General features: G+C 55.1%; 19 protein-coding genes. 11 read left to right on the top strand and 8 right to left on the bottom strand.

Features of this window, described 5'->3' with window-relative positions; all coding sequences use genetic code 11:
- The 10 genes from tssI to AC07XZ_RS28365 all read left to right on the top strand — a co-directional run.
- Positions 1-1,209: type VI secretion system tip protein TssI/VgrG (gene tssI, locus AC07XZ_RS28410; RefSeq protein ID WP_494990441.1), on the top strand; the 1,209-nt coding region annotated here is incomplete at its 5' end.
- On the top strand, positions 1,199-1,939 hold the full coding sequence (locus AC07XZ_RS28405) for a DUF4123 domain-containing protein (protein ID WP_102686528.1): 741 nt from the start codon (positions 1,199-1,201) through the stop codon (positions 1,937-1,939). The genes tssI and AC07XZ_RS28405, both read left to right, overlap by 11 nt.
- Entirely contained in the window at positions 1,936-6,975 is a 5,040-nt protein-coding gene (locus AC07XZ_RS28400) for an RHS repeat-associated core domain-containing protein (protein ID WP_102686527.1), read from the top strand. The genes AC07XZ_RS28405 and AC07XZ_RS28400 overlap by 4 nt, the downstream gene beginning before the upstream one ends.
- A complete protein-coding gene (locus AC07XZ_RS28395; RefSeq protein WP_085686252.1) occupies positions 6,972-7,442 on the top strand; it encodes a hypothetical protein in 471 nt (156 codons plus the stop codon). The genes AC07XZ_RS28400 and AC07XZ_RS28395 overlap by 4 nt, the downstream gene beginning before the upstream one ends.
- Positions 7,443-7,612: 170 nt before the next feature.
- On the top strand, positions 7,613-8,005 hold the full coding sequence (locus tag AC07XZ_RS28390; RefSeq protein WP_102686526.1) for an Imm50 family immunity protein: 393 nt from the start codon (positions 7,613-7,615) through the stop codon (positions 8,003-8,005).
- Positions 8,006-8,725: 720 nt separating this feature from the next.
- Complete coding sequence (locus AC07XZ_RS28385) at positions 8,726-9,148, top strand: hypothetical protein (RefSeq protein ID WP_102686525.1); 423 nt, start codon at positions 8,726-8,728, stop codon at positions 9,146-9,148.
- Positions 9,149-9,241: 93 nt separating this feature from the next.
- Positions 9,242-9,616 carry a hypothetical protein gene (locus AC07XZ_RS28380; RefSeq protein WP_085748420.1) on the top strand — a complete coding sequence of 125 codons (375 nt, stop codon included), beginning with the start codon at positions 9,242-9,244 and terminating at the stop codon, positions 9,614-9,616.
- A 54-nt stretch (positions 9,617-9,670) separates the two neighbouring features.
- The gene (locus tag AC07XZ_RS28375; RefSeq protein WP_102686524.1) at positions 9,671-10,291 is read left to right on the top strand and encodes a hypothetical protein; all 621 of its coding nucleotides are present in this window, start codon (positions 9,671-9,673) and stop codon (positions 10,289-10,291) included.
- A gap of 96 nt (positions 10,292-10,387) precedes the next feature.
- A complete protein-coding gene (locus AC07XZ_RS28370) occupies positions 10,388-10,810 on the top strand; it encodes a hypothetical protein (RefSeq protein ID WP_102718948.1) in 423 nt (140 codons plus the stop codon).
- A complete protein-coding gene (locus tag AC07XZ_RS28365; protein WP_085748422.1) occupies positions 10,807-11,238 on the top strand; it encodes a hypothetical protein in 432 nt (143 codons plus the stop codon). The genes AC07XZ_RS28370 and AC07XZ_RS28365 overlap by 4 nt, the downstream gene beginning before the upstream one ends.
- A gap of 48 nt (positions 11,239-11,286) precedes the next feature.
- On the opposite strand, the gene AC07XZ_RS28360 is transcribed toward AC07XZ_RS28365, so the two are convergent.
- The gene (locus tag AC07XZ_RS28360; protein WP_102688557.1) at positions 11,287-12,108 is read right to left on the bottom strand and encodes a VanW family protein; all 822 of its coding nucleotides are present in this window, start codon (positions 12,106-12,108) and stop codon (positions 11,287-11,289) included.
- Positions 12,109-12,352: 244 nt separating this feature from the next.
- Between AC07XZ_RS28360 and AC07XZ_RS28355 the strand changes: the two genes are divergently transcribed.
- Positions 12,353-13,174, top strand: a complete 822-nt coding sequence (locus AC07XZ_RS28355) for a glycosyltransferase family 2 protein (protein WP_102688553.1) — start codon at positions 12,353-12,355, stop codon at positions 13,172-13,174.
- 326 nt (positions 13,175-13,500) lie between these two features.
- Here the strand turns inward: AC07XZ_RS28355 and AC07XZ_RS28350 are convergent, their stop codons facing one another.
- The 7 genes from AC07XZ_RS28350 to AC07XZ_RS28320 all read right to left on the bottom strand — a co-directional run bounded on the left by AC07XZ_RS28350 (position 13,501) and on the right by AC07XZ_RS28320 (position 20,615).
- Positions 13,501-14,085 carry a hypothetical protein gene (locus AC07XZ_RS28350; protein ID WP_102688552.1) on the bottom strand — a complete coding sequence of 195 codons (585 nt, stop codon included), beginning with the start codon at positions 14,083-14,085 and terminating at the stop codon, positions 13,501-13,503.
- An 83-nt stretch (positions 14,086-14,168) separates the two neighbouring features.
- Entirely contained in the window at positions 14,169-14,348 is a 180-nt protein-coding gene (locus AC07XZ_RS28345; protein WP_102688551.1) for a hypothetical protein, read from the bottom strand.
- Positions 14,349-14,359: 11 nt separating this feature from the next.
- A complete protein-coding gene (locus AC07XZ_RS28340; protein ID WP_007956199.1) occupies positions 14,360-14,602 on the bottom strand; it encodes a hypothetical protein in 243 nt (80 codons plus the stop codon).
- An 86-nt stretch (positions 14,603-14,688) separates the two neighbouring features.
- Positions 14,689-15,756 (bottom strand): lipocalin-like domain-containing protein, encoded by a 1,068-nt coding sequence (locus tag AC07XZ_RS28335; RefSeq protein WP_102688550.1) that lies wholly within the window; start codon positions 15,754-15,756, stop codon positions 14,689-14,691.
- On the bottom strand, positions 15,746-18,217 hold the full coding sequence (locus AC07XZ_RS28330; protein WP_102688549.1) for an FtsX-like permease family protein: 2,472 nt from the start codon (positions 18,215-18,217) through the stop codon (positions 15,746-15,748). The genes AC07XZ_RS28335 and AC07XZ_RS28330 overlap by 11 nt, the downstream gene beginning before the upstream one ends.
- A complete protein-coding gene (locus AC07XZ_RS28325; protein ID WP_102688548.1) occupies positions 18,214-18,867 on the bottom strand; it encodes an ABC transporter ATP-binding protein in 654 nt (217 codons plus the stop codon). Before AC07XZ_RS28325 ends, AC07XZ_RS28330 begins: the two co-directional genes overlap by 4 nt.
- Before the next feature lie 50 nt (positions 18,868-18,917).
- Positions 18,918-20,615, bottom strand: a complete 1,698-nt coding sequence (locus AC07XZ_RS28320) for a sulfatase-like hydrolase/transferase (protein WP_102688547.1) — start codon at positions 20,613-20,615, stop codon at positions 18,918-18,920.
- Between the last annotated feature and the right edge of the window lie 16 nt (positions 20,616-20,631).

The following is a 20,631-nucleotide window of genomic DNA, read 5'->3' as shown; positions in this document are numbered from 1 at the left end:
TTCCAGCTCGCGGAAGGCAAGAGCGACCAACCTCTGCTGGTCAGCGGCCATTTCCTCGCGCTGAAAGAACACCCGAAAGCCAAGTGGAACGACCTGTGGCTGCTCACCGAAGTCCACCACGAAGGCAAGCAGCCGCAGGTGCTGGAAGAGTCGGTGACCAGCGACACCACCGCGCTCAAAGACGATTTCCACCAGGGCTACCGCAACCGCTTCCAGGCCACCCCGTGGGACGTGCCGAACCGCCCGCCCCTGCGCCACCCGAAACCGCGCATCCTCGGCAGCCAGAGCGCCGTGGTCACCGGCCCTAAAGGCGAAGAAATCCACTGCGACGAATACGGCCGCGTCAAAGTCCAGTTCCACTGGGATCGTGAAGGTCAGGCCGACGACAAAACCAGCTGCTGGCTGCGCGTGTCTTCCGCCTGGGCCGGCGCCCAGTACGGCGGCATCGCCATCCCGCGCATCGGCATGGAAGTGCTGGTGACCTTCCTCGAAGGCGACCCCGACCAGCCGCTGATCAGCGGCTGCCTGTACCACAAGGAAAACACCGTCCCTTACGCCCGGCCGGCGAACAAGACCCGCACCACCTTCAAGACCCTGAGCTCGATGGGCGGCGGCGGCTTCAACGAACTGCGCATCGAAGACAAGAAAGGCCAGGAACAGATCTTCCTCCACGCCCAGCGCGACTGGGACGAAAACATCGAACACGACCAGAAAATCCGCGTCGGCCACGAACGCCACGACGTCGTGGAAAAGAACAGCTACACGGAATTCAAGGCCGAAGAACACCACACGGTTTATGAAGACCGCAAAGTCGAAGCACGGGCCAACGATCACCTGACCGTGGGCGTGAACCAGCACATCAAGATCGGCACCGGGCAGTTCATCGACGCGGGGCAGGAAATTCACCTGAGCAGTGGCATGAAGGTGGTGCTGGAGGCTGGGGCCGAACTGACGCTGGTCGGCGGTGGCAGCTTCATCAAGATCGATGGCGGCGGCGTGACCATGAGCGGGCCGGCGATCAACATCAACTCCGGCGGAGGACCGGGCAGCGGCACCGGCGCCGCCCCACTGCTGCCGGGCGTGTTGAAGCAGGCGGATGCCGACAAGGCTGGCGCCGTGCTGACCCCGGCGCAGATCAACACCCTCAAGCGTAATGCGCCGTTCTGTGAAGAGTGTGAAAAATGCAAGGCAGGTGCCTGTGCCATCTAATCGACTGACACCCAAGGACTGGCTGGCACAACAGCCGCTGCAAAAAGACGAACGTCTGTATCTGATCGTCAGCGCCGCCAGTGATGCCGAAGCGCTCAAGGCCTTGTATCAGAGCGAACCGTCCGTGCAGGCCATTCCCGTCTGGGGTGGAACACCCTACTCCACCTGGCAACCGGTGATGCCATACGTCGCCGAACTCCAAGCCAGCTCGGCCTTCCTGCCCTGGATCACCGAAACCGACGCCCTCGACTGGGGCTGGCTGGCGGTCTCCCGCTCGGAGCCCAACGAAGTTTTCGAACACCTGCGCAGCTTGACCCAAGTGAAGATGCCGGACGGGACCGAAGTGTTTTTCCGGTTTTGGGATGGGCGGCATATCTATCCGATTCTGGAAGGGTTGGGTGAGACGGCTGGGGAAGTGTTGCCGGTGTTTGAGCGGTATCTGATTAATGGGCGGAGCCTGGAAGTCGGGCCGAGGGTGGTGCCGAAGGCGAAGGATTGGCCGTGGTGGGAGGTGCCTCAAACGCTCTTGGATCTCCTCGCAAAAAAGGATCACACCACCGTCGTTGAGAACCTGATGCAGTGGCTATCAGAGGATTGTCCAGAGCTTTACTTCGAATTCCCTGAAGCCAACCTGCGCAGAAAGGTCGAACGCTTCGTACGCCAAAACCCCAATACAGAAGAGATGGCAGAGCGTCTTGCTGCTGAGCTGACAAAGGAAGTCACGTCATGAATACCCCGATTGGTACATTGGTCCTGCGTGTGCTGGACGCCAAAACACCTGACGTGAGCCTGATTCTCAAAGACTTCAAAAACTGCCTGAGCGATTACAAGGATTGGGCTGACGGTTTCTGGACGGGCTGGGCGCTGGATGTCGACCAGACCTTCAAGGTCGGCAACGAAGTCAGCGTCACGAAACGCAAGACCAAAACCGGCGCCGTGGAAACTTATGCGACCTGCCCACTGGTGGGTGATTTCACGCTGATCCATATGTTTGAGTCAGCGCGATTCGTCCCAATTGGCAATACTCCGGTGAAGCTGGAGCCAGTGACCAAAGGCACCTTCTACGACGACGTTACCGGACCGGTTATCGAAACCATGATCGGCCCAAGCGGCATCAAGGTGGTTGAAGGCTGCAAGAAAGGTCAGACCTACCGCATCACGTTCTTTCCCAATGTCTCGCAGAACGACGTCAAAGCGCTCTATGACTCCTATCAAGGCGTTATCGGCAAGCTTGACAGCTGGCTGCAAAGCGAATGGTCGAGCAAGTTTCAGCCGCAATGGGCCAGCTACTCGGCGGCAGACCGTGCCGGGCGTTCGGTCATTTTGCTTAAACGGGCACTGGATGGTTTTGAGAAAGCGCTGCTTCGTCTGTGGGACGACATCAAAAGCCTGTTCGAGCTGCTCGCCAATCCGCAAAAAAACTACGCAAAACTCAAAAAATATCTCTCGGACATCGAAATCGACAAGCTCTATGCCGCGTCGAAAGAGTCCATCGCTTCAGGATTGCTGATCCTCAGCGACGAGCCGCTGATGTTCATCTATGTCTCGGCGATTGTGGCGTGGGTAGGCATGCTTCCGCCGCAGGTCATCGTCGACGTTATGACGGCGATTGCTTCGGAGTTTCTGATCAACGTACTGGTGGGTATCTGCCTGACGGGTGGTGCCGGCCTGGCTGTAAGAGCAGGGACAAAAGTCCTGTCCACGGTCAAATCGGGTGAAGCGATCAAGTATCTGGATGATCTTGCTTCTACTCTGATGACACTCAGCAACAAGCACGCCCTGCCTGCTCATGCGGAAGTGTCGAAACCAATCATCGCCAGCGCCAAGAATGTGCCGATGAAGCCTGCCAAAACGGCAGCATTGAAGATCGACGAAGCCGCCACTGAAGCGCCCAAGCCTAAACCCCAGCCTCCGCAGGCCGCACCCAAAAGCCAGGTAGCCGAGCAACCAGCCAAAGCCTCGCTGCCCAAGACTTCAGATACACCGAAACAAGAGGTCAAAGATGCCTCTTCATTCCCACGTGACAAGAAACAGAACCAGACCAAGCTTGAACCGAAGGAGAAGGTCGACGACGTTCCCGATCAATCCAAGACCCCCGACGAGAAAAGCGCTACCTGCGCGAAAAAAACCTGTACCAATGGTTGCCCGGTCTCAATGGTCACCGGCGAGGAACTACTGACGCTGACCGATGGTGAACTCGGTGGTCTGTTGCCCTTCGCCTGGACTCGTCTCTATCGCACTAGCGCCGCGGAAATTGACTGCGGTCTTGGATATGGCTGGAGCCATGCCCTCGCCCAACGGGTGGACATCAATGGCGATGAAGTCGTCTGGACCGACCACGAAAACCGTGTCACGACTTTTCCTATGCCGAGCGAGCAGCGTCCGGCAATCACCAACAGCCTTTCGGAAGCCGCGATCTTCATCGGCAACGACCCTTCCGAACTTATCCTCACACAGGCTGGTGAACGCAAGCAGTTCTATCACTTCTGCTTCAACAGCAAAGGCGCGACGCTGATCGCCATCAGCGACAACTACGACAATCGCCTGCACATCACCCGTGACATCCACGGTCGAATCAAGCGCGTGGATAACGGGGCCGGTCGAGCACTTCTGGTTCGGTACGACCGCAAACACATTGTCGCCATCGACTATCAGCAATTCGTTCCGGCAGACAATCTGGAAGATGCATGGAGCACCGTCCAGACGCTGGTCACTTACACGTACGATGCTCAACAACGCCTGATCAAAGCCACGAACGCTGCCGGCGAGTCGGAGCGTTACGCCTACAACGAACAGAACGTCATTCTCGAGCGGCAACTCGCCGGTGGCGCCAGCTTCTACTGGGAATGGGAAAAGGAAGGCAAGTCAGCGCGCTGCATCCATCACTGGGCCAGCTTCTCGCAAATGGACGCGCACTACGCGTGGGATGACAAAGGTAGCGTCACGGTTACCAACGCAGATGGCAGCGAAGAGGTCTACACCCACGATGACAAGGCTCGACTCGTCGCCAAGGTCGATCCGGATGGCGCGGAACACCTCAAGGCTTACGACGATCAAGGTAGGTTGATCGCCGAAAAGGACCCATTGGGGGCGGTCACTGAATACCAATACAACGAGGCCGGTCGACTGGTCGCGATCATCCCGCCGGAAGACATGCCGACCTCCTACGAGTACTACCACGGCTACGTCCGTGTGGTTAATCGTGGCCCGGCCAAATGGATCTACTGGCGTAACGACCAGGGCGATATCACCGAACAAATTGATCCAGATGGAAACTCGACCCACTACAGCTACGATCGCCAGGGACGTTTGCTGGAAATCAGACACCCTGATGGCAGCCGTCATCAACTGGGCTGGAATAACCTTGGCCAGTTGCTGGAGGAGCGCCTGCCCGACGGCGGTCAACGCAAATATCGCTACGACGCGCTCGGTCGGCAGATCACACGTCAGGCTGAGACCGGTGCAATCACCCACTACCAGTGGGATGCTGCAAACCGTCTGGCACAGATCACCCTGCCCGGTGGTGCCACCCGCGCGTTTACCTACAACCCATACGGTCGCGTCACGGCTGAACGCGACGAACTGGGCCGCGTAACCCGTTACGAGTATGCCGATAACCTGCACCTGGTCAGCCGTCGTATCAACCCGGACGGCAGTCAACTGCGTTATCGCTATGACAACGCACGCCTGCTGCTCACCGACATCGAAAACGAACGCGGCGAACACTATCAGCTGAATTACTACTCGAACGGGCTGATCCAGCAGGAAACCGGTTTCGACGGACGCCGCACTGCCTACGAGTACGACCTCAACGGCAAGCTGCTGAAGAAAACCGAATTCGGCGACGACGGCAGCGAACTGGTCACCGAGTACCAGCGCGACGCCGCTGGCCGACTGCTGGTGAAGACCCTGCCCGATGGCGAGGAAATTCACTACAACTACGATGCACTTGGCCGTCTGGTCAACGTGGACGATGGTCATTGGCCGCTAGCTTATGAATATGATGTGCAAGATCGGCTGATCACCGAGCATCAGGGCTGGGGCACCACGCGTTACGAATACGACAGCGTCGGACAGCTCAATCACTGCCGCCTGCCGGATGGCAGCACACTCGATTATCGCCACCAACCTGGCGGGCATCTGAGCAGTATCGACCTCAACGGCACGCGCCTGACTTCCCACCAGTTCAGCGCCGGTCGTGAACAGCAACGTCAGCAAGGTCTGCTGCTCAGCCAATATCAATACGATGAACAAGGTCGCCTGCAAGCGCACAGCGTCAGTCAACGCGACAAAAACCTGTTCCAGCGTCGCTACAACTACGACGCCAACGGTAACCTCGCCGGTATCGACGACAGCCGTAAAGGCAATCGCAGCTACCACTACGATCCGCTGGATCGACTGATTAACGTACGTGGCGCAACACCCGAAAGCTTCGCCCATGACCCGGCGGGTAACCTGCTCGGTCAGACCGACATGCCCGTTGCCAACCTGGCCAACGTCAAAGGCAACCGCCTGCTGATGCAGGGCGACCGCCACTACGACTACGACGCCTACGGCAACCTAATCCGCGAGCGGCGCGGCGCTAACCAGAAACTCGTCACTGAATACCGGTATGACTGCCAACATCGGCTGATCGGCGTAAGCCTGCCGGGAGGCAGTACGGCGTCGTACAAATACGATGCCTTCGGCCGCCGCATCGAAAAGACCGTCGACAGCCATACCACCGAATTCCTGTGGCAAGGCGAACGTCTGATCGCCGAGAGCGCCGACAACCGCTATCGCACCTACATCTACGAACCCGGCAGCTTCCGCCCCTTGGCGATGCTCGACGGCGCGGGTCCACTAAAGGCCACGCCGTTCTACTACCAACTCGACCACCTCGGCACTCCGCAGGAACTCACCGACTACAGCGGCGAGATCATGTGGTCGGCAAAATACCGCGCCTATGGCAACCTTGCGGCACTGGATGTCAGCGAAATCGACAACCCGCTGCGCTTTCAGGGTCAGTACTTCGACGCCGAGACAGGGTTACATTACAACCGGCACCGCTACTACAATCCGAACACAGCGCGTTTTTTGACGCCGGATCCGATCAAGCTTGCGGGTGGGTTGAACAACTACCAATACGTACCGAACCCTACGGGCTGGGTCGATCCACTGGGACTGAGTACGACCTGTCCTGGACCTGATTGCAAGCTACCGACGAACTCAGCCAACGCCACCAAGCCTGACCATTTGCCGATGAGTCAGGAAAAATTCGATGAAATAATTGATATGAATAAGGCTGATCGGCCACCGAATCCTGGTGACTATCTTCCTGAGAACTACATTAAGGCCCATCGAGAGCTCTTCGCAAAAGAGGGAGGATCCTTCGTGGTAATCGAAAGTTGGATCACCGGTTCCAGCTACCCAACCTTTCCTCAACGGAAGTTTGTGGGTCTATCTTCTGAGATGGAAGAAGTCGTTGCCAAATATCGAGCTGCAGGTAACGACTGGCGAGTTCTGAATAAAGAGCTGAACCTTGGTGCAAAGACTCTCGAAGGTGAAGGCATCTATATTGTTAAAATAAAGCCGGATGACCCTCGTTTTAAATATGAGATGCCTAATGGTAAGGAAAATGGCGCCTACCCTAACGAATGGGTTCCTGGTGGTGCAACGAAAAGCGGTACAAAAGAAGCCGCTCTGATCGGCTCTGAGAATGTCACCCACAACAGCGACATTGGAACGCTGTTGAAAAATTTCGACGATTGGGAAAAGCTTCAATGAAAACTACATTTGAAACTGCCTTAGACCAGCATGAAATTTCTGAATTCTTCAAAGGAGAAGGAATTTATTTTGCTAGAGGCTCCGATTGGGGTGACCACCTGTATGTCAGCAACTGGCAGGAAATGTGCAGCGTATTGAAAACTCAAAAAGCCGCGCAGAGTCTTTTGACAAAAATATTTGAAGATTATGCTAAATACTTGAAAGAAAACTACGAAGATGCGGCGGGCTTGCTTTCGAACATTACCGCATACTACGTTCTGAAGAATAAATTACACATTCTATCAATGGATGATTACGACCTTATTGCTAGCCTTGACGACAAGACAAAAAATAATATTGGCAAACTCTTCCGATACTTGAGAAAAGTGTATGACAAAAAAAACGAAAACTCATCCAAGTACTCTTTTGAGCAAGAAATCCAAAGACTGAAAAACAATGGCTGCAACACAGACATTGAGAATCTTTAGTCGATTCCCGGATCTAGATTTAGTAGCGAAAAAATCCAAAGGGGACAAATCCAAATGAGACAGATTTATTTTCTTCAGCGAAAAATAAATCTGTCCCCTTTTCAAATTGAAAATACGAGAACAGGCAAGGTTCCTGGTGCAAAAGACCACTATTATTTCAAGGAAAAAAAATGAATTCCTGGAACGAATTAGACGGAAGCAATTTTTTTAACAAGGTATTCACCTCACCCATCCCAATCGGGGAGATAGAACTGTTCTCCATAAATATTGACAACAGTAGACCAGTTATAATAATGGAGTTTGATATTCCAGATTACCCAGATGCACCGCCAGCCAAATGGAAGCAATCTGGATTTAACACCTGCCGCATAGGTTTAAATTGCAGCAACATCGAAGACCTTTTAATAAAAAATATTCCCACCCATGAAAAAATGACAATCAAAATCACATCCAACGAACAAAAATTCAGAGTAATTGCATCCAGTGAAAATTCATTAATTGAATTCACTACTAAACATCCGCTACTTTGCGGCCCATCCGCTTACTTGAACGCCCCAGAATAACCAAAAAACCAAAGGGGACGAATAAATATCAAAACGGGGGCAGATTTATTTTCTTTTAAAAATGAATCCGCGCCCTTCCCAGTTAACTTGAATAACAAAAATGAGCTTCCAGAAGACAATCCTTAGAAAAACATGGTGGGGGTTTGGACCAAAGAAGGGGACAGATTTATTTTTCTTCGGACAAAATACGTCCGCCCTCCTTTCAATATGTAACACACGGATTTCCGGCATCTCCAGATCAAGTTCAAAAACAAATGAAAAATACCAAACAATATGAGAAGAAAACTTAAATACGAACTCCAACCCCTACGAGTACCCAGCGGATGGACAATCACAATCAACAACCTTTACGAGGTTGATCTCACCCCCGAAACTGCAGATTGGTTTAGTAGCTCAGTTTTACTAGGTGGTGCACGACAAACTACGGGACACTGCTTTGACTCCAGAGTTGAACCAGAAGGAGATCCATCGGGGGAGTTTGTAGTTGATTTCCTGACAATCAAGTATGACAACAAAGGAAAACCTCTAAAAAACTCTGAAATATTCCTAGGGGAATTCAGAACAAAGGACAAGATGGAATACATTAAGAAAATCGAAGACTTTATGCTTGAAGCATAAATTAAAGGAGACCGGTTTATTTTTCGCTGAAAAAAAATAGAAAATCAACCTGCCCCCTATTCAGCCCCATATGTCGCCTACTATTAAAATTGAGTAACAATCATGAATAGCAAGGCCTTCGATGAATACAACTACCGGCTGGGACAAAGCGAGGATTCTAACTGGAATGAATACATTACAGAGCAGGTAGCCAAAGGAGTTCTAGGAAAATTCAGCGCTGAAGACTGGAACCGACTTAATGACACGATCCTATCAAGGAAAGAGTATTGGCAGGAGCGAAGTGCTGCGGCTCTTGGAGAGAATCGCTCCACTCAGGCAATTGAAATTCTAAAGAAACTTTTGGACTCTCCATTTACCGAAGTATTAATAGCCTCTGCCTCAGAACTGGATTGGAGCGAAGTCCCGATCGAGAATAAATACGCAAAAAAAATACAAGCTATTATTAACTCCCTAACCCACGAAGAACTTGAATCCTACCCCGAACTTGAAAACCTTCTAAAAAAATCCAGCAGCGCGCAACTTTAAATAGAACCAAATTGAAGAGGGCAGATTTATTATTCGTTAAAGAAAATAAATCTGCCCCCGTCCCTTTTCCGCATTTCAAAACCAACAGGCAAAATGAAAATTTCTCTCAACATTGAACACCTGAAAAACTACAACTTCCCTAGTACATTTATAGAATTCGCGACTACGGAACCTGAACCGGACATTGAACCTTGGTGGTTACTAATATATCAAGAGGGAAAAATAAATTACTGGCACAACACGCTAAAAAATCTGTATCCCAACCGCACGTTAGTTCCTTTCGCAAAGTTCAACGCCAATGATGATATTGCTTGCTTTGACGGTGATGATTTATCCGGCAATCCAAAAGTGCTAATAATACATGCATATGCTTCAGAGGGGTGGGAGCTTCACGGAGAACATCCTGACTTTAGCGCGTGGCTAAAAATAGCCATTGAGACCCATGCGGAATGGAATAAAGAAGATTAAAAACATCCACCTCCAACATCTTATAGGTGTATTCAGTTCTCGCTGGAGAGCGCAATGATTTTCTCAATTGATATCACAGAGTGCTTTGGCGTAATCGACTCCGATAACGCAGGCGGGATTATAAGCTGTATCAGCATCCCACCCATCGAGAACCCTCAGGAAAAATTTCGCCTTAAGCTATCAAATTTTGTACTTAACCTGATCGACGAGCCCTTAATCGATTCGATCAACAGGCAGAACTCAACGTTTTTGGAGAACATGACCGAACACGGCTTCCTTATAATAAGACAAGCCTGTATTTCCTTTGAGTCAATAAAAGGCTACGAAAAACTACTGCGACTATCAAATCAAGATCACGGGTATTTAACCCACGAGCGCTACGGCAAAAAATTAAATACCGGAGACAAGATTTACGACATCAGCGGAAGAATTTTTTCGACCCCGGAGCTCTTGATTAACTTCGCATTCATTTCACCCAATACTATAACACTTGAATTTAACTCATCAGACTACACATACATAGAAAGCTACCCGGAGTTTCAAAAGGCTTTAGAAAAACTAAATTCAATAGAAAAATCTACTCAACCACCTCTCACAGGCATATTCGACTCCACATATAGCAACACTCACACCACTAGCAACTTTGACGCTGGCTATCGAATTTACAATCAATAATTAAAACACTCCACAAAGGGAACAGACTCACTTCTATTTATGCTTCAAAAAAAAAAAAAAAAAAAAAAAAAAAAAAAAAACAACAGGAATATCTCGATGAGTTACTTGGAAAAAGAAATCACATCAGCACTTGAAACAAACAATCTAAAAAACCAGCAAATCAAAGACATTGAATTAGAAAAAATAATCTCAGACATAAAAACCTGCTTCTTTTACTCCAACACAAAAACCCTTGACCCCTTCAATCTAAAATCCGTAACAAAACAACACGACCCAAACTTTTGGAAAAAAGTCGATCTCCTATACCCTTCTGAGAAACCAAAATTAATCGTCCTCGACAACCAAATCCATGCCTGGACGCTTCAGTCATCATCCGATTTGAAAATATTGCTTTCAGAAACGACTGGCTTTCCATTCTGGATAACTAATATAGCCCTTAGCTTCTTAACTTATGTAGACGACCACGATTGCGTACATACAGCATCCCCTTCGTTTCCTCCCGCGATTAAAAAATCATGATCTTCAAATCAGAGAACAATATCATTGACCCAACCTCTGTAACCTACCGCAGCCTTGGCTTCGGTGAACCGCTCTCCAAAAATACCAAAAAATATACTTTATCAATAAAAACTCACGAACTGCCCGAGCAATTCCACGAGCTGACAAATGCATTCATCGCCGAATGCATACAAGACGATAACAAACAAGGCTACGCCGACATCCCCGCATTACGAGATTGCAATTACCCGCCACTTTCAACCCTGATAAGAAACCGCCCAGACGTAGCAGCAACCCTCATCAAAGACTATTTATTCTTTGAGCTGTTCTATTTGCTATTCCCATCAAAGGGAAAGCTAGAACTGGTAATAAACTCGATTTCCGGAGTTTATTATCTGGACGATACGTTTCACCTATGCGGCGAAACGTATCCCTACCTAAACCCGTAATTGCGTTATTTCCGTCACAGACTCAAAACCCTAAGGCAAAAACACAACCTACTGCTGCCTTTCAATGACTTGTTCCCCGACCTCATACTTAACCACCACCCGATTCCCATACAACCGCTCCCTCTCCACCAACGCCCCCACCTGCCCCTTCTCCCTCACCTCCCGCCAAATCTCATTCTCCCGATACACCCGCGCCCCCTCCCGCACAAACCGATGCCCCACTTCAAACACGTGATACCGATAAGCCCGCTCCCGATCACACAACAATTCCCCCTCCAACTGCGTCTCCCCGACCTTCAACTTCAGCTGAAAGCTGCGATCCGTCGGGTTGTGCAGTACCAGGTCGATGTAGTTGTAGAAGATCGCCGCGCCGGAGCCGAATGGCAGGACGCGGCCGTCGTCCGGGAAGGGGTCGAAGCTGTGGTTGGCGCGTTCGATGACGACCAGGGGTGAGTGAATGGCCATCCAGTGGATGAGGTTGCTGAGTTGGCAGATGCCGCCGCCGATGCCGGTGCGGGCTTCGCCGAATGAGAGTTCCATGCCTTCGACGTAGCCGCGTTGGCGGGTCGGGCGGCCGACGAGGCGGCAGAAGGAGAAATATTCGCCGGGGGCGATGGTGACGCCGTCGATGGCGGCGACGGCGAGTTTGAGGTTGATGACTTTGTTGTGTTGCAGCGCAAGGTCGGAGTCGCCGAGTTTGCGGATCAGTTTTGAGGTGTGTTTGAGGTAGCGGTAAGGCAGGCGCTCGGACGTCGTGGCAGGCCGTGCGTAGCGTTTGCTCGAGCAGTGCCAGGCGATGTGGCGGAACAGTCTTTTTTGCCACACGCGCAGCCAGTAAAGGGCCGGGTGGTAGAGGGAAAGTGGTTTCATCCGTGGCGAACGGCGCGGGCCGTTGTCTTCCTTGAACTTGAAAGGGCGGCGCATCTTACCGTGCAACCGCGCTTGGCCGCCAAGCGCCTCGCCGCTGTCGCAAGCCGTAACAAGTCGCCCCGCCCGGGCGCTCGGAAATTAAGCTTCAACTAAGGTTGCGTCCCTACCATCCGGGCCACAAAGCAGCGGTTCTGTGTGCTGATTGCCGTCAGCAGAACCCTTCAACTTGAAGTGAGCCCGGACCATGAGTGCGATCAATTCCACCTCTAAACAACTGCCCGCCTTCAGTCTTGTATTGGTCAATTACAAGACGCCGGAAATAACCCGGATGTGCCTGGAGTTTCTCCAGCAGTACGTCAAGGAGAATCAAATTCCGGTGTGGGTGGTGGACAACGATTCCGCCGATGAAAGCCTGATTTACTTGCGGTCTCTGGACTGGATCAACTTGATCGAGCGCCCTTCTCCCGGCAAGGAAGCGGGGCATATTGCTCATGGCAAGGCACTTGATCTGGCACTTGCGAAAGTTGAAACCGATTACCTGTTTTTGCTGCACACCGACACTTTCGTTTTTGACAGTACTGTCTTTTCGAAGATGATGAATGAGTGCATGCAATCTTTGGATACAGCGGCGGTCGGTTGCGTCGAACAATTGGATCGCGGCGTCCTTAGAGACAGCTGGCGTTTGTCTTCGCGTTATTTCAAACACTATTTCCGCCGAGCAAAACAGCACTTGGGGTTGCCCTCCCGAGATCCAAAACCCTACCGGGAAACTCACCTGAAAAGCTTCTGCACCTTGTGGAATGCACGGCTGATCAAGGCTCACGGGCTGCATTTTTCGATGGACGACCGGGTCCCGGGATACACGCTGCAGGATCGTTTAAGCAACCTTGGCTACGGCATCAAATGCCTCTCGCCGCGGACGATCTTCCGCTACCTCGATCACATTCAGGCCGGCACCGTGGCCGCGATCGGTGGATACGGCAAACAGCACCGCCGCACCACCATGTATCAGGAAACGCTCAAGCGCCTTCAGTTACAACAGCGCATGCGACCCGCCAAATCGTAAGACAATAAAAAAGGGCGACTTCAAAGTCGCCCTTTCTGCATCTGAATTCTTTGGCTTCCACTCCGAGGAGGTGTTCGCCCAGTGTAATGGCCTGGCAATCCATGCACCGGTAAAGAGCCCTGACACTGGGCGAACGGGAGGGATTTTAATGGAAGTTGGCGGATATGTCGTGCTAATTGAAGATGAAATTTATGTACTGAAAAGTTAAAGGACATTGCTTACCGATTTTTCCCGACAAACTTTCTGACATCACCACCTCGAATACTTCATATGACTGTTCTCATACAATTACTTGTACAAGAACAGCCATTCTGTAGAGTCAATACTCAACTTTCATGCTGACTGGTCACTTTTAATACATCGGTGTAAGTGACCACGACGCTTTGCCCGACTTTCAAATCTTTCAGTTTGGCCTGAATCTCAGGCTTTTCGACGTTGAGGGTTTTCGACTGGCCCGAAGGGTTTTCCAGGGTGACCTGGTTTGTCGCCAAATCAATTTTGGTGATTTTCAGTTGCACCTGAACCTGGCGGAAGGCCTCGCCACCGGGGTTGCTGCTGCCCACGGCGTTGCGCAGTTCACCGGTGCGCTCGGTAGAGCCTGGCAGACCTTTATCCACGTCGGTGTCCAGATAAGCGGCCACAGAGCGGGTCACTTCGATCTGAACCAGATCGCCCACTTTCAAATTACCGAGGTTTTTCGCCTTGTCGCTGAGCTGAATGTGCACCTGGCGACCTTCCGCGCCTTCCAGGACCACTTGATGATTGGCCGGGTCAACCGCCAGCACTTTGGTGGTGACCCGGTCGGCCTCGACAGCGGCCGAAAGCGGTATATCGGCGGCCACCGCCGAAAAGCTGGCAGTAGAAAGGACAGTGGCAAGTGCAATGGCGTGCGTCAGTGCTTGGAGCTTCATAAGCGATACATTCCCTGTGATGGATGGCAGCACCCGTCGCCAACGTGGTCAGCGACGGATGTGCCAGTGAGCATAGACGCCCTTCAGGGTTTGCTCCGCGATCGTTGCGCGGTGTCCTGCGCGGTTGACTCGCCACTGGGGGTGCCTTTACCGGAGTTCTGCCGCTGTTTGGGATCGGTGGGACGCAGTGCGTCGTTGTCGCGCTCGGTTTCACCCGGCGGACGAGGTTCGTCGGGGTGCTCGCTATCAGGAACAGTCTTCATGTCGTACCTCCTCAGGCTTCCGGGTCATCGAGTTCCCGCGCAACGTTTACGGCGGGTGAGTCCTTGTGCAGGTCATCGGCCTTGGCTCTGAGGATCTGCCACTGCTCAAGATCGATGGCACCTTGACCAAGCAAATCGTCAGCAATGCGCTGCAGATCGAAGTAATGGGCATCCGGGGATTGTTGCCAGTACGTCTGATCGTCAAACATCTGCTGCCAGGTCGTCAGGTCTGGAGATTTCAGTTCCTCGCTCATGGATCGGATCCTCGGCCATGTTCCTCGGTAGAGGGGGCATCCCGGACAGAGTTCCAATCGATTCCTTCGCGGCACGGCGCGCGGAATCAATACCCGGTCATCTCCAGATAACCCTGCCCGCTCCGATTGCCGCTCAGGCGCACCGGCCCTTCCCAATACGGAATGCGCAGGTTCATCCAGGCGTCGGGGTTGATTGCATCGAGGGTGATCTGCAGATTTTTTTGCGGAATGTCGATCGACCAGCGCACCGGCATCGAACGGCCGGCGACCTTCGCAGTGTCCTTCGGGGTCAGCTTGATCTGTTCGGCGTGCAGGGTTTCGGTCTGGCCATCGGCGGCAATCCACGTGCCGGTCAGGTACGGCGCCCCTTCCTTCTGGCGCATGCGGTACAGCATGACGTGTTCGCCGCCGTCCAGATGCAGGGAGAACCAGTCCCAGCCCGTCTGGTTGGCGGTCAGCGGCTGGCTGCTCCACTCACGATCAAGCCAGGCCGGGCCGTTGACGGTGTAGGTCTGGCCGTCGATCTGCAGGGTGCCGCTGGCCTGGAAAAACGGCTGACTGTAGTAATACGACGCCTGGCCCTGTTCGGATTTCTGACTGAAACCCTTGTCGCCTTGCAGCACCAGCGGGCGGCTGGAGGTCAGGCGCAATTGGTAGCTGAAGTTTTTATCCCGGGCACTGAGTTGCAGGTCGGCCAGCGGATCGCTCGCCTGACTGACGAAACGCCAGTCGTCGATCCACGCCTCGAACGGCGCTGCACGCACGCCGGCCTGCCCCACGCCGCCACGGGCGTAACGCTCGGCGGCATGGTGGACGCTGGCGGATGTCACCGCCGCATGCCCGAGCCAGATCGTCTGGTTGGCCCAGCCCGGCTGCGGCGGCGAGGCGTTCAGAGCGCTGCGAAACAACGTCCACTGCACGCCGAAATCGTTGCCCTGCGCATCCTTGAGATTGGCCGTCACGTACCACCATTCGATACGAAAACCGTCATGGGCGCCGTGATCCGCCGGGAAGCTGAACACCCGACCCGGCACCACCGGCGTAAACGCCTGCGCCTGAGCGCCCATCCCGGCAAAGCCCTTCTGCTCCGGTGCGGAGTTATCGCAACCACTGAGCAACAACGCCAAAAACACCAGCGCAAACCTAGTCTTCATGAGCAAACGTCCTCAGCAGGTTCGCCGGTTGCGTGCGGTACAGCGAATACAGCGGCCACGCCGAGGCCAGCAACGTCGCCAGCAGCGCCAGCCCCATCAGTTGCAGCAACTGCAATGGAAACACCCGCAGCGGCAGACGCCAGCCGAAGGCCTGAACGTTGATCACCGCGTCCAGACACCACGCCAGGCCGATGCCCAACGGCAAGGCCAGCACCAGCGTCAGCAGCGCCAACAGCCACGTTTGCCCGAGGTTGAGCAGCATCAATTGCCGTCGCGTCACGCCTAGGGCCCACAACGGTGCGAGCTGGCCGAGACGGCTCTGACTCTGGGTCAGCAGGCTGATGAACAGCGCCACGCCGGCGACGGCAAGCGTCAGGCTATTCAGCGCGGCGGTCGCGGCGAAGGTGCGTTCGAAGACTTGCACCGACCAGCCCTTGAGCCGCGCCTGATCGACGATCCGGCTGTCATCAAGCTGGAAGCGTGCCTGCAAGGCCGTGAGCAACGCCGGGATGTTCGGCGGGTCGATGCGCAGGTTGAAGCGGTTTGGCGTCAGCTGTGGCCAGCCGCGCAACAGGTGATTGCTGTTGACCAGCACATGGCCCTTGGGATTGCCGTAGTCGGCGTAGATGCCGACGATGCGCGGCGACCACGACCCGCCCGGCGTGGGAATCGACAGGTGATCGCCCGGCGTCACTTTCAAGCGCCGCGCCAGTTGTTCGCTGAGCATCACCGCATCGTCCTTGGCCAGCGCCGCCCACGGGTCGTCTCCTCGAGATTCGAGCAACGGCCAGTGCTGGCGATAGTGCGGATGATCGATGATCCCGAACACGTCCGCCGGCCAGCCTTGCAGCGTCACAGAGACCTGCCAGTTGGGCATGATCGCGGTGACATTCGCTTGCTGTTTGAGCCAGGTGTACAGCTCCCGCGCCTGCGCCGGGTTGCTCGGGTTCAGATAAAGCTCGGCGGTGAGCCGTTGTTCGAGCCAGTCGTTGAAGGTCTGGCGGAAACCAGCGGTCATGCTGCCGGCACCGATGTTCGCCGCCATCGCCAACAGCAGCGCCATCAACGCCAGGCTCAACGCCGGCAATTGTTGGCGGCAGTCGGCGAGAAACCATTGCCCGAGCACCGATCGGCTGCGACCGAGCAAACCGTTGAGCAACGCACTGAGCAACACCGGAAGCGCCAGCGCGGCGCCGAGCAACAGCCCCGCCATCAACACAAAACCGCTGGCCAGGCTGTTGCCCCACACCAACGCAGCCAGCGCAATCACTGCACAGATACCCGCGACCCAACCCTGACGCCGCAACCAGCGCGCATGTTGCTGATGCCAGGCCTGCGGATCCGCCACCGCCAGCAACGGCAGACGCGCCGCCCGCAGCAGGCTGTTGGCCCCGGCCAGCAACGCGCCGAGCAGACTCAAGCCGATGCCGCTGAACCACCACCACGGACTCAGGCGCAACTGCCCCGCCACTTCCGCGCCGTACAGACCGCGCAGGCTGGCCGCGACGTCCGGCAACAGCACGCTCGCCAGCCAGTAACCGCTGACCACACCGAACAACCCGCCGATCAACGCCAACGCGCCGAGTTCTACGATCAGGCAAGCGATCAGCATCCGCGCGCTGACCCCGCAGGCCCTCAAGGTGCGCAGCAATCCCCGACGTTGCTCCAGCGCCAGACCGATAGCCGCGTGGACGATAAACAAACCGACAATGAACGAGAGAAATCCGAGCGCATCGAGGTTGAGGTGGAAGCTTTCGGTCAGTCGCGCAAGGTTGTTTTCCTCGCCACTGCTCTTGAGCTGCAACTGACCTTTGAACGCGGCCGGGATGTCAGCGTGAAAATCCTTTGGCAGCAGCAGGCGTGACAGTTGATCGGGCTGTTCGAGCACGCGCTGAGCGACGCCAATGTCCACCAGCAGCACGCCGGGGGCCATGTCGGTTTGCGCCCGCAGCGGCGGCAGCGTCTGACCGGTTTCGGTGGCCGGGGTCGCGCCCTCGGCGAGGTTCAGCGCCCGCAAGGTTTCGGGAGAAATCCAGGTGCTGCCCGGCGGGCTGAAGAACTCGACGATGCGCTCGATCGGCATCGCCTGTCCGGCCACCGCGCTGTCGCCGGGCAACGACACCGGTTCGATGCCCATCAATTGCAGGCGCTGATTTTCGTGGCCTTTAAGAATCAGGCGCCCTTGCAGCACCGGCGACACCGGCCAGCCCAGACGCCGCAGATCAACGAACCATTGTTGCGGGAACGTCGCGCCGTTCGGCGTACTGAGGCTGGCCTGGGGTTCGCCGCCAATCAACTGGCTGGCCCGGGCGTAACTGTCCCGCGCCTGACTGTTGAGCGCTTCGACCCCGGTCAACAGACTGGTGGCCAGCCACAAACCGGTCAGCACGCTGAAAAACTGCACCGGATGGCGCCGCCAGTGACTGAGCAGCGCCATCAACGCGTGGCGGAAAACCTTCACGTCAACCGACCGCTGGACAGCACCACGCGCTCCGCCAGCCGCGCCGCCACGCGCTGACTGTGGGTGACCATCAGCAAAGTGGTCGGGGTGTCGTCGAGCAATTCCAGCAACAGCCGCAGTACTTCGTCGCTGGTGGCTTCGTCGAGGCTGCCGGTGGGCTCGTCGGCCAGCAGCAGCTTCGGTTGCGCGGCCAGCGCCCGGCCGAGCGCGACCCGCTGTTGCTGGCCGCCGGAGAGTTGTTCGGGATAGCGCTTGAGTAACTCGCCCAGCCCCAGGCGCTGCACCAGATGATGCTGCCAGCGCGGATCATGCCGCCCGGCCAGCCGCGCCTGAAACGCCAGGTTGTCTTCGATGCGCAGGCTGCCGATCAGGTTGTACTGCTGGAACACCAGGCCGATTTCCGTGCGCCGCCAGTTGGCTAGTTGCGCCTCGTTCATGCGATCCAGCCGATGTTCGCCGCTGCGGATGATGCCGCTGTCGACCTTGTCGAGCCCGGCGATCAGGTGCAGCAGCGTGCTCTTGCCGCTGCCTGACTCGCCCATCAGCGCCAGACTGCTGCCGGGCTTGAGCGTCAGGTCGATGCCTTGCAGCACCGGCAACGGGCCTTGCGGGGTGAGGTAGCTTTTGAAGACGTTTTGAACCTGGAGCATGCCGCCATCCGATCGATCCGTGTCGGGCAAGGATAGCGGATACCGACGCGTTACTGACCCACCGCCACACTCGTCGGCGCCTCACCCGGCGTGACGATGCTGTTCAGGTCGATGTGTTTCCACTCGGGTTTGGCGCCCAGCCGCGCGTTGAAACGGTAGTTGAAGGTGAATTCGTCCGCCGTCGCCACGCTCAGCGGTTTGCCGTACACCGCTTCGATTCCCGGCAGGTCGTAGCCCATCAACTGCAACAGGGTCGGGAAGATGTTGTAGTGACTGGAGCGATCCTTGTTCGCCGCCAGTTGCGCCGACCAGTCGAGTGTCTGCAACTGATCGCCCTGAATCACTACCAGCGGCACCAGCCCTTCTTCCTCCACCGGGTCGCCGCCGCAGTGGGTGTTCAGTCCCGGATTGCCGCGTTCGTGCAGATCCTGGCCGTGATCCGAGGTGTAGATCAGCAGCGCGTTATTCAGATTGGCCTGGGCAAACACCCGCGAGAAGAACTCGCCGACATTCCACAGCACGGTGTTCTTGTAGGCGTTGCGATACAGCACCCAGTCATCCGGCTGGCCGTTGAAGCCGGTGCGCTCGCCGGTGTCGGCGACTTCCGTGAACTGCCCGCGCGGCAGGGTCGGGCGGTAGGCCATGAAAGCGTCGGGGTATTTGTCGTGCACCGGGAAATGCGCGCCAACCTTGTTGACCAGCACCAGCTCCGGTTTGTCGTCGTTGAGCAGTTCGATCAGCTTGGCGGCGGCGGCCATGTCGCGGTCGCGCACGCTGGTCTGGTCGAATTGCACGAATTCGTCGATGTCCTTTTTCTCGGCATCGTTCATCAGGTTCTGCAGGTTGCCGCCGGTGCGCTGAGCGTCGATGTAGACCGTGCGCAGGCCAGCCTTTTTCGCGTACTGCCAGATCGACGGCAGCGTGCTGTTGATCCGCATGTAGTCGGCGCGGGTGCCGCCGTAGCGCAGGGTGATGTTGGTGTCGGCGCTGCAATTGGCGATGGACGCCGCGTAGCCGTAATTGAAGATCTGCACGCCCGGACGGACCTGCTTGAGGTTGCTGTGCACACCGAATGGCGCGTTGATGTCCAGGTAATTGCCGGAAATGCTCTCGTCGATGATCAGCACGATGTCGTGACCAACCGCCGGGCCATTGCGCGCCAGGGTCACCGGCTCACGCGGGCCGACGGTGTTGTGCAGCGCTTCGTAGCCGAACAAATTCAGATAGGCCAGCGGCGTGTACATGATCGGCAACCCGCGTGCACCCTCGCCGGCGCGCACGAACAACACGGCGCTGAGCAGCAACACACCGCAGAGCGGCGCAGCAATCCGCAAGGCATTGGGTACGGGCATCGCGTGCCGAGGCTTGAGGCCGATTCCGAACAACAGCAGCAAGCCGTTGAGCAGTCCGTGGATGATCGCCCCCCGGTACTGATACGCCGCTTCCTGAATGAAGCCGCCGGAATACACCAGCGAGACGAAACTGCTGTAGGTCAGGTAATCGGCGGTCACCCTCGTATAAACATCGAAAAACACCGCCGAAATAAACAGGGTTAATGCGAACAAATGCCGAATGAAAGTCTGACGTATATAGGCTGTTAGTAATAATGCGAAAGTCAGCGTCAAAAACATCGCGCCAAAAAGAAGTACTGCCAGACCAATACCCATCGCATTTAATCGGTCAAGGTAATATTCGAAATAAAGCAACAGATAAATAATTAAAAGCAGTTCTTTCAAATATCGAAACATGGCGATTCCGGGGCGC

This window comes from Pseudomonas sp. GW458-11-26-14-LB4, assembly GCF_059423925.1.
This window is presented reverse-complemented; position numbering and strand designations above follow the sequence as displayed.

Coding starts and splice junctions, on each gene's coding strand:
- AC07XZ_RS28390 (WP_102686526.1), top strand. CDS start 7,613: ATGAATTCCTGGAACGAATTAGACGGAAGCAATTTTTTTAACAAGGTA.
- AC07XZ_RS28385 (WP_102686525.1), top strand. CDS start 8,726: ATGAATAGCAAGGCCTTCGATGAATACAACTACCGGCTGGGACAAAGC.
- AC07XZ_RS28320 (WP_102688547.1), bottom strand. CDS start 20,615: ATGTTTCGATATTTGAAAGAACTGCTTTTAATTATTTATCTGTTGCTT.
- AC07XZ_RS28335 (WP_102688550.1), bottom strand. CDS start 15,756: ATGAAGACTAGGTTTGCGCTGGTGTTTTTGGCGTTGTTGCTCAGTGGT.
- AC07XZ_RS28400 (WP_102686527.1), top strand. CDS start 1,936: ATGAATACCCCGATTGGTACATTGGTCCTGCGTGTGCTGGACGCCAAA.
- AC07XZ_RS28380 (WP_085748420.1), top strand. CDS start 9,242: ATGAAAATTTCTCTCAACATTGAACACCTGAAAAACTACAACTTCCCT.
- AC07XZ_RS28355 (WP_102688553.1), top strand. CDS start 12,353: ATGAGTGCGATCAATTCCACCTCTAAACAACTGCCCGCCTTCAGTCTT.
- AC07XZ_RS28395 (WP_085686252.1), top strand. CDS start 6,972: ATGAAAACTACATTTGAAACTGCCTTAGACCAGCATGAAATTTCTGAA.
- AC07XZ_RS28340 (WP_007956199.1), bottom strand. CDS start 14,602: ATGAGCGAGGAACTGAAATCTCCAGACCTGACGACCTGGCAGCAGATG.
- AC07XZ_RS28360 (WP_102688557.1), bottom strand. CDS start 12,108: ATGAAACCACTTTCCCTCTACCACCCGGCCCTTTACTGGCTGCGCGTG.
- AC07XZ_RS28345 (WP_102688551.1), bottom strand. CDS start 14,348: ATGAAGACTGTTCCTGATAGCGAGCACCCCGACGAACCTCGTCCGCCG.
- AC07XZ_RS28325 (WP_102688548.1), bottom strand. CDS start 18,867: ATGCTCCAGGTTCAAAACGTCTTCAAAAGCTACCTCACCCCGCAAGGC.
- AC07XZ_RS28370 (WP_102718948.1), top strand. CDS start 10,388: ATGAGTTACTTGGAAAAAGAAATCACATCAGCACTTGAAACAAACAAT.
- AC07XZ_RS28365 (WP_085748422.1), top strand. CDS start 10,807: ATGATCTTCAAATCAGAGAACAATATCATTGACCCAACCTCTGTAACC.
- AC07XZ_RS28350 (WP_102688552.1), bottom strand. CDS start 14,085: ATGAAGCTCCAAGCACTGACGCACGCCATTGCACTTGCCACTGTCCTT.
- AC07XZ_RS28375 (WP_102686524.1), top strand. CDS start 9,671: ATGATTTTCTCAATTGATATCACAGAGTGCTTTGGCGTAATCGACTCC.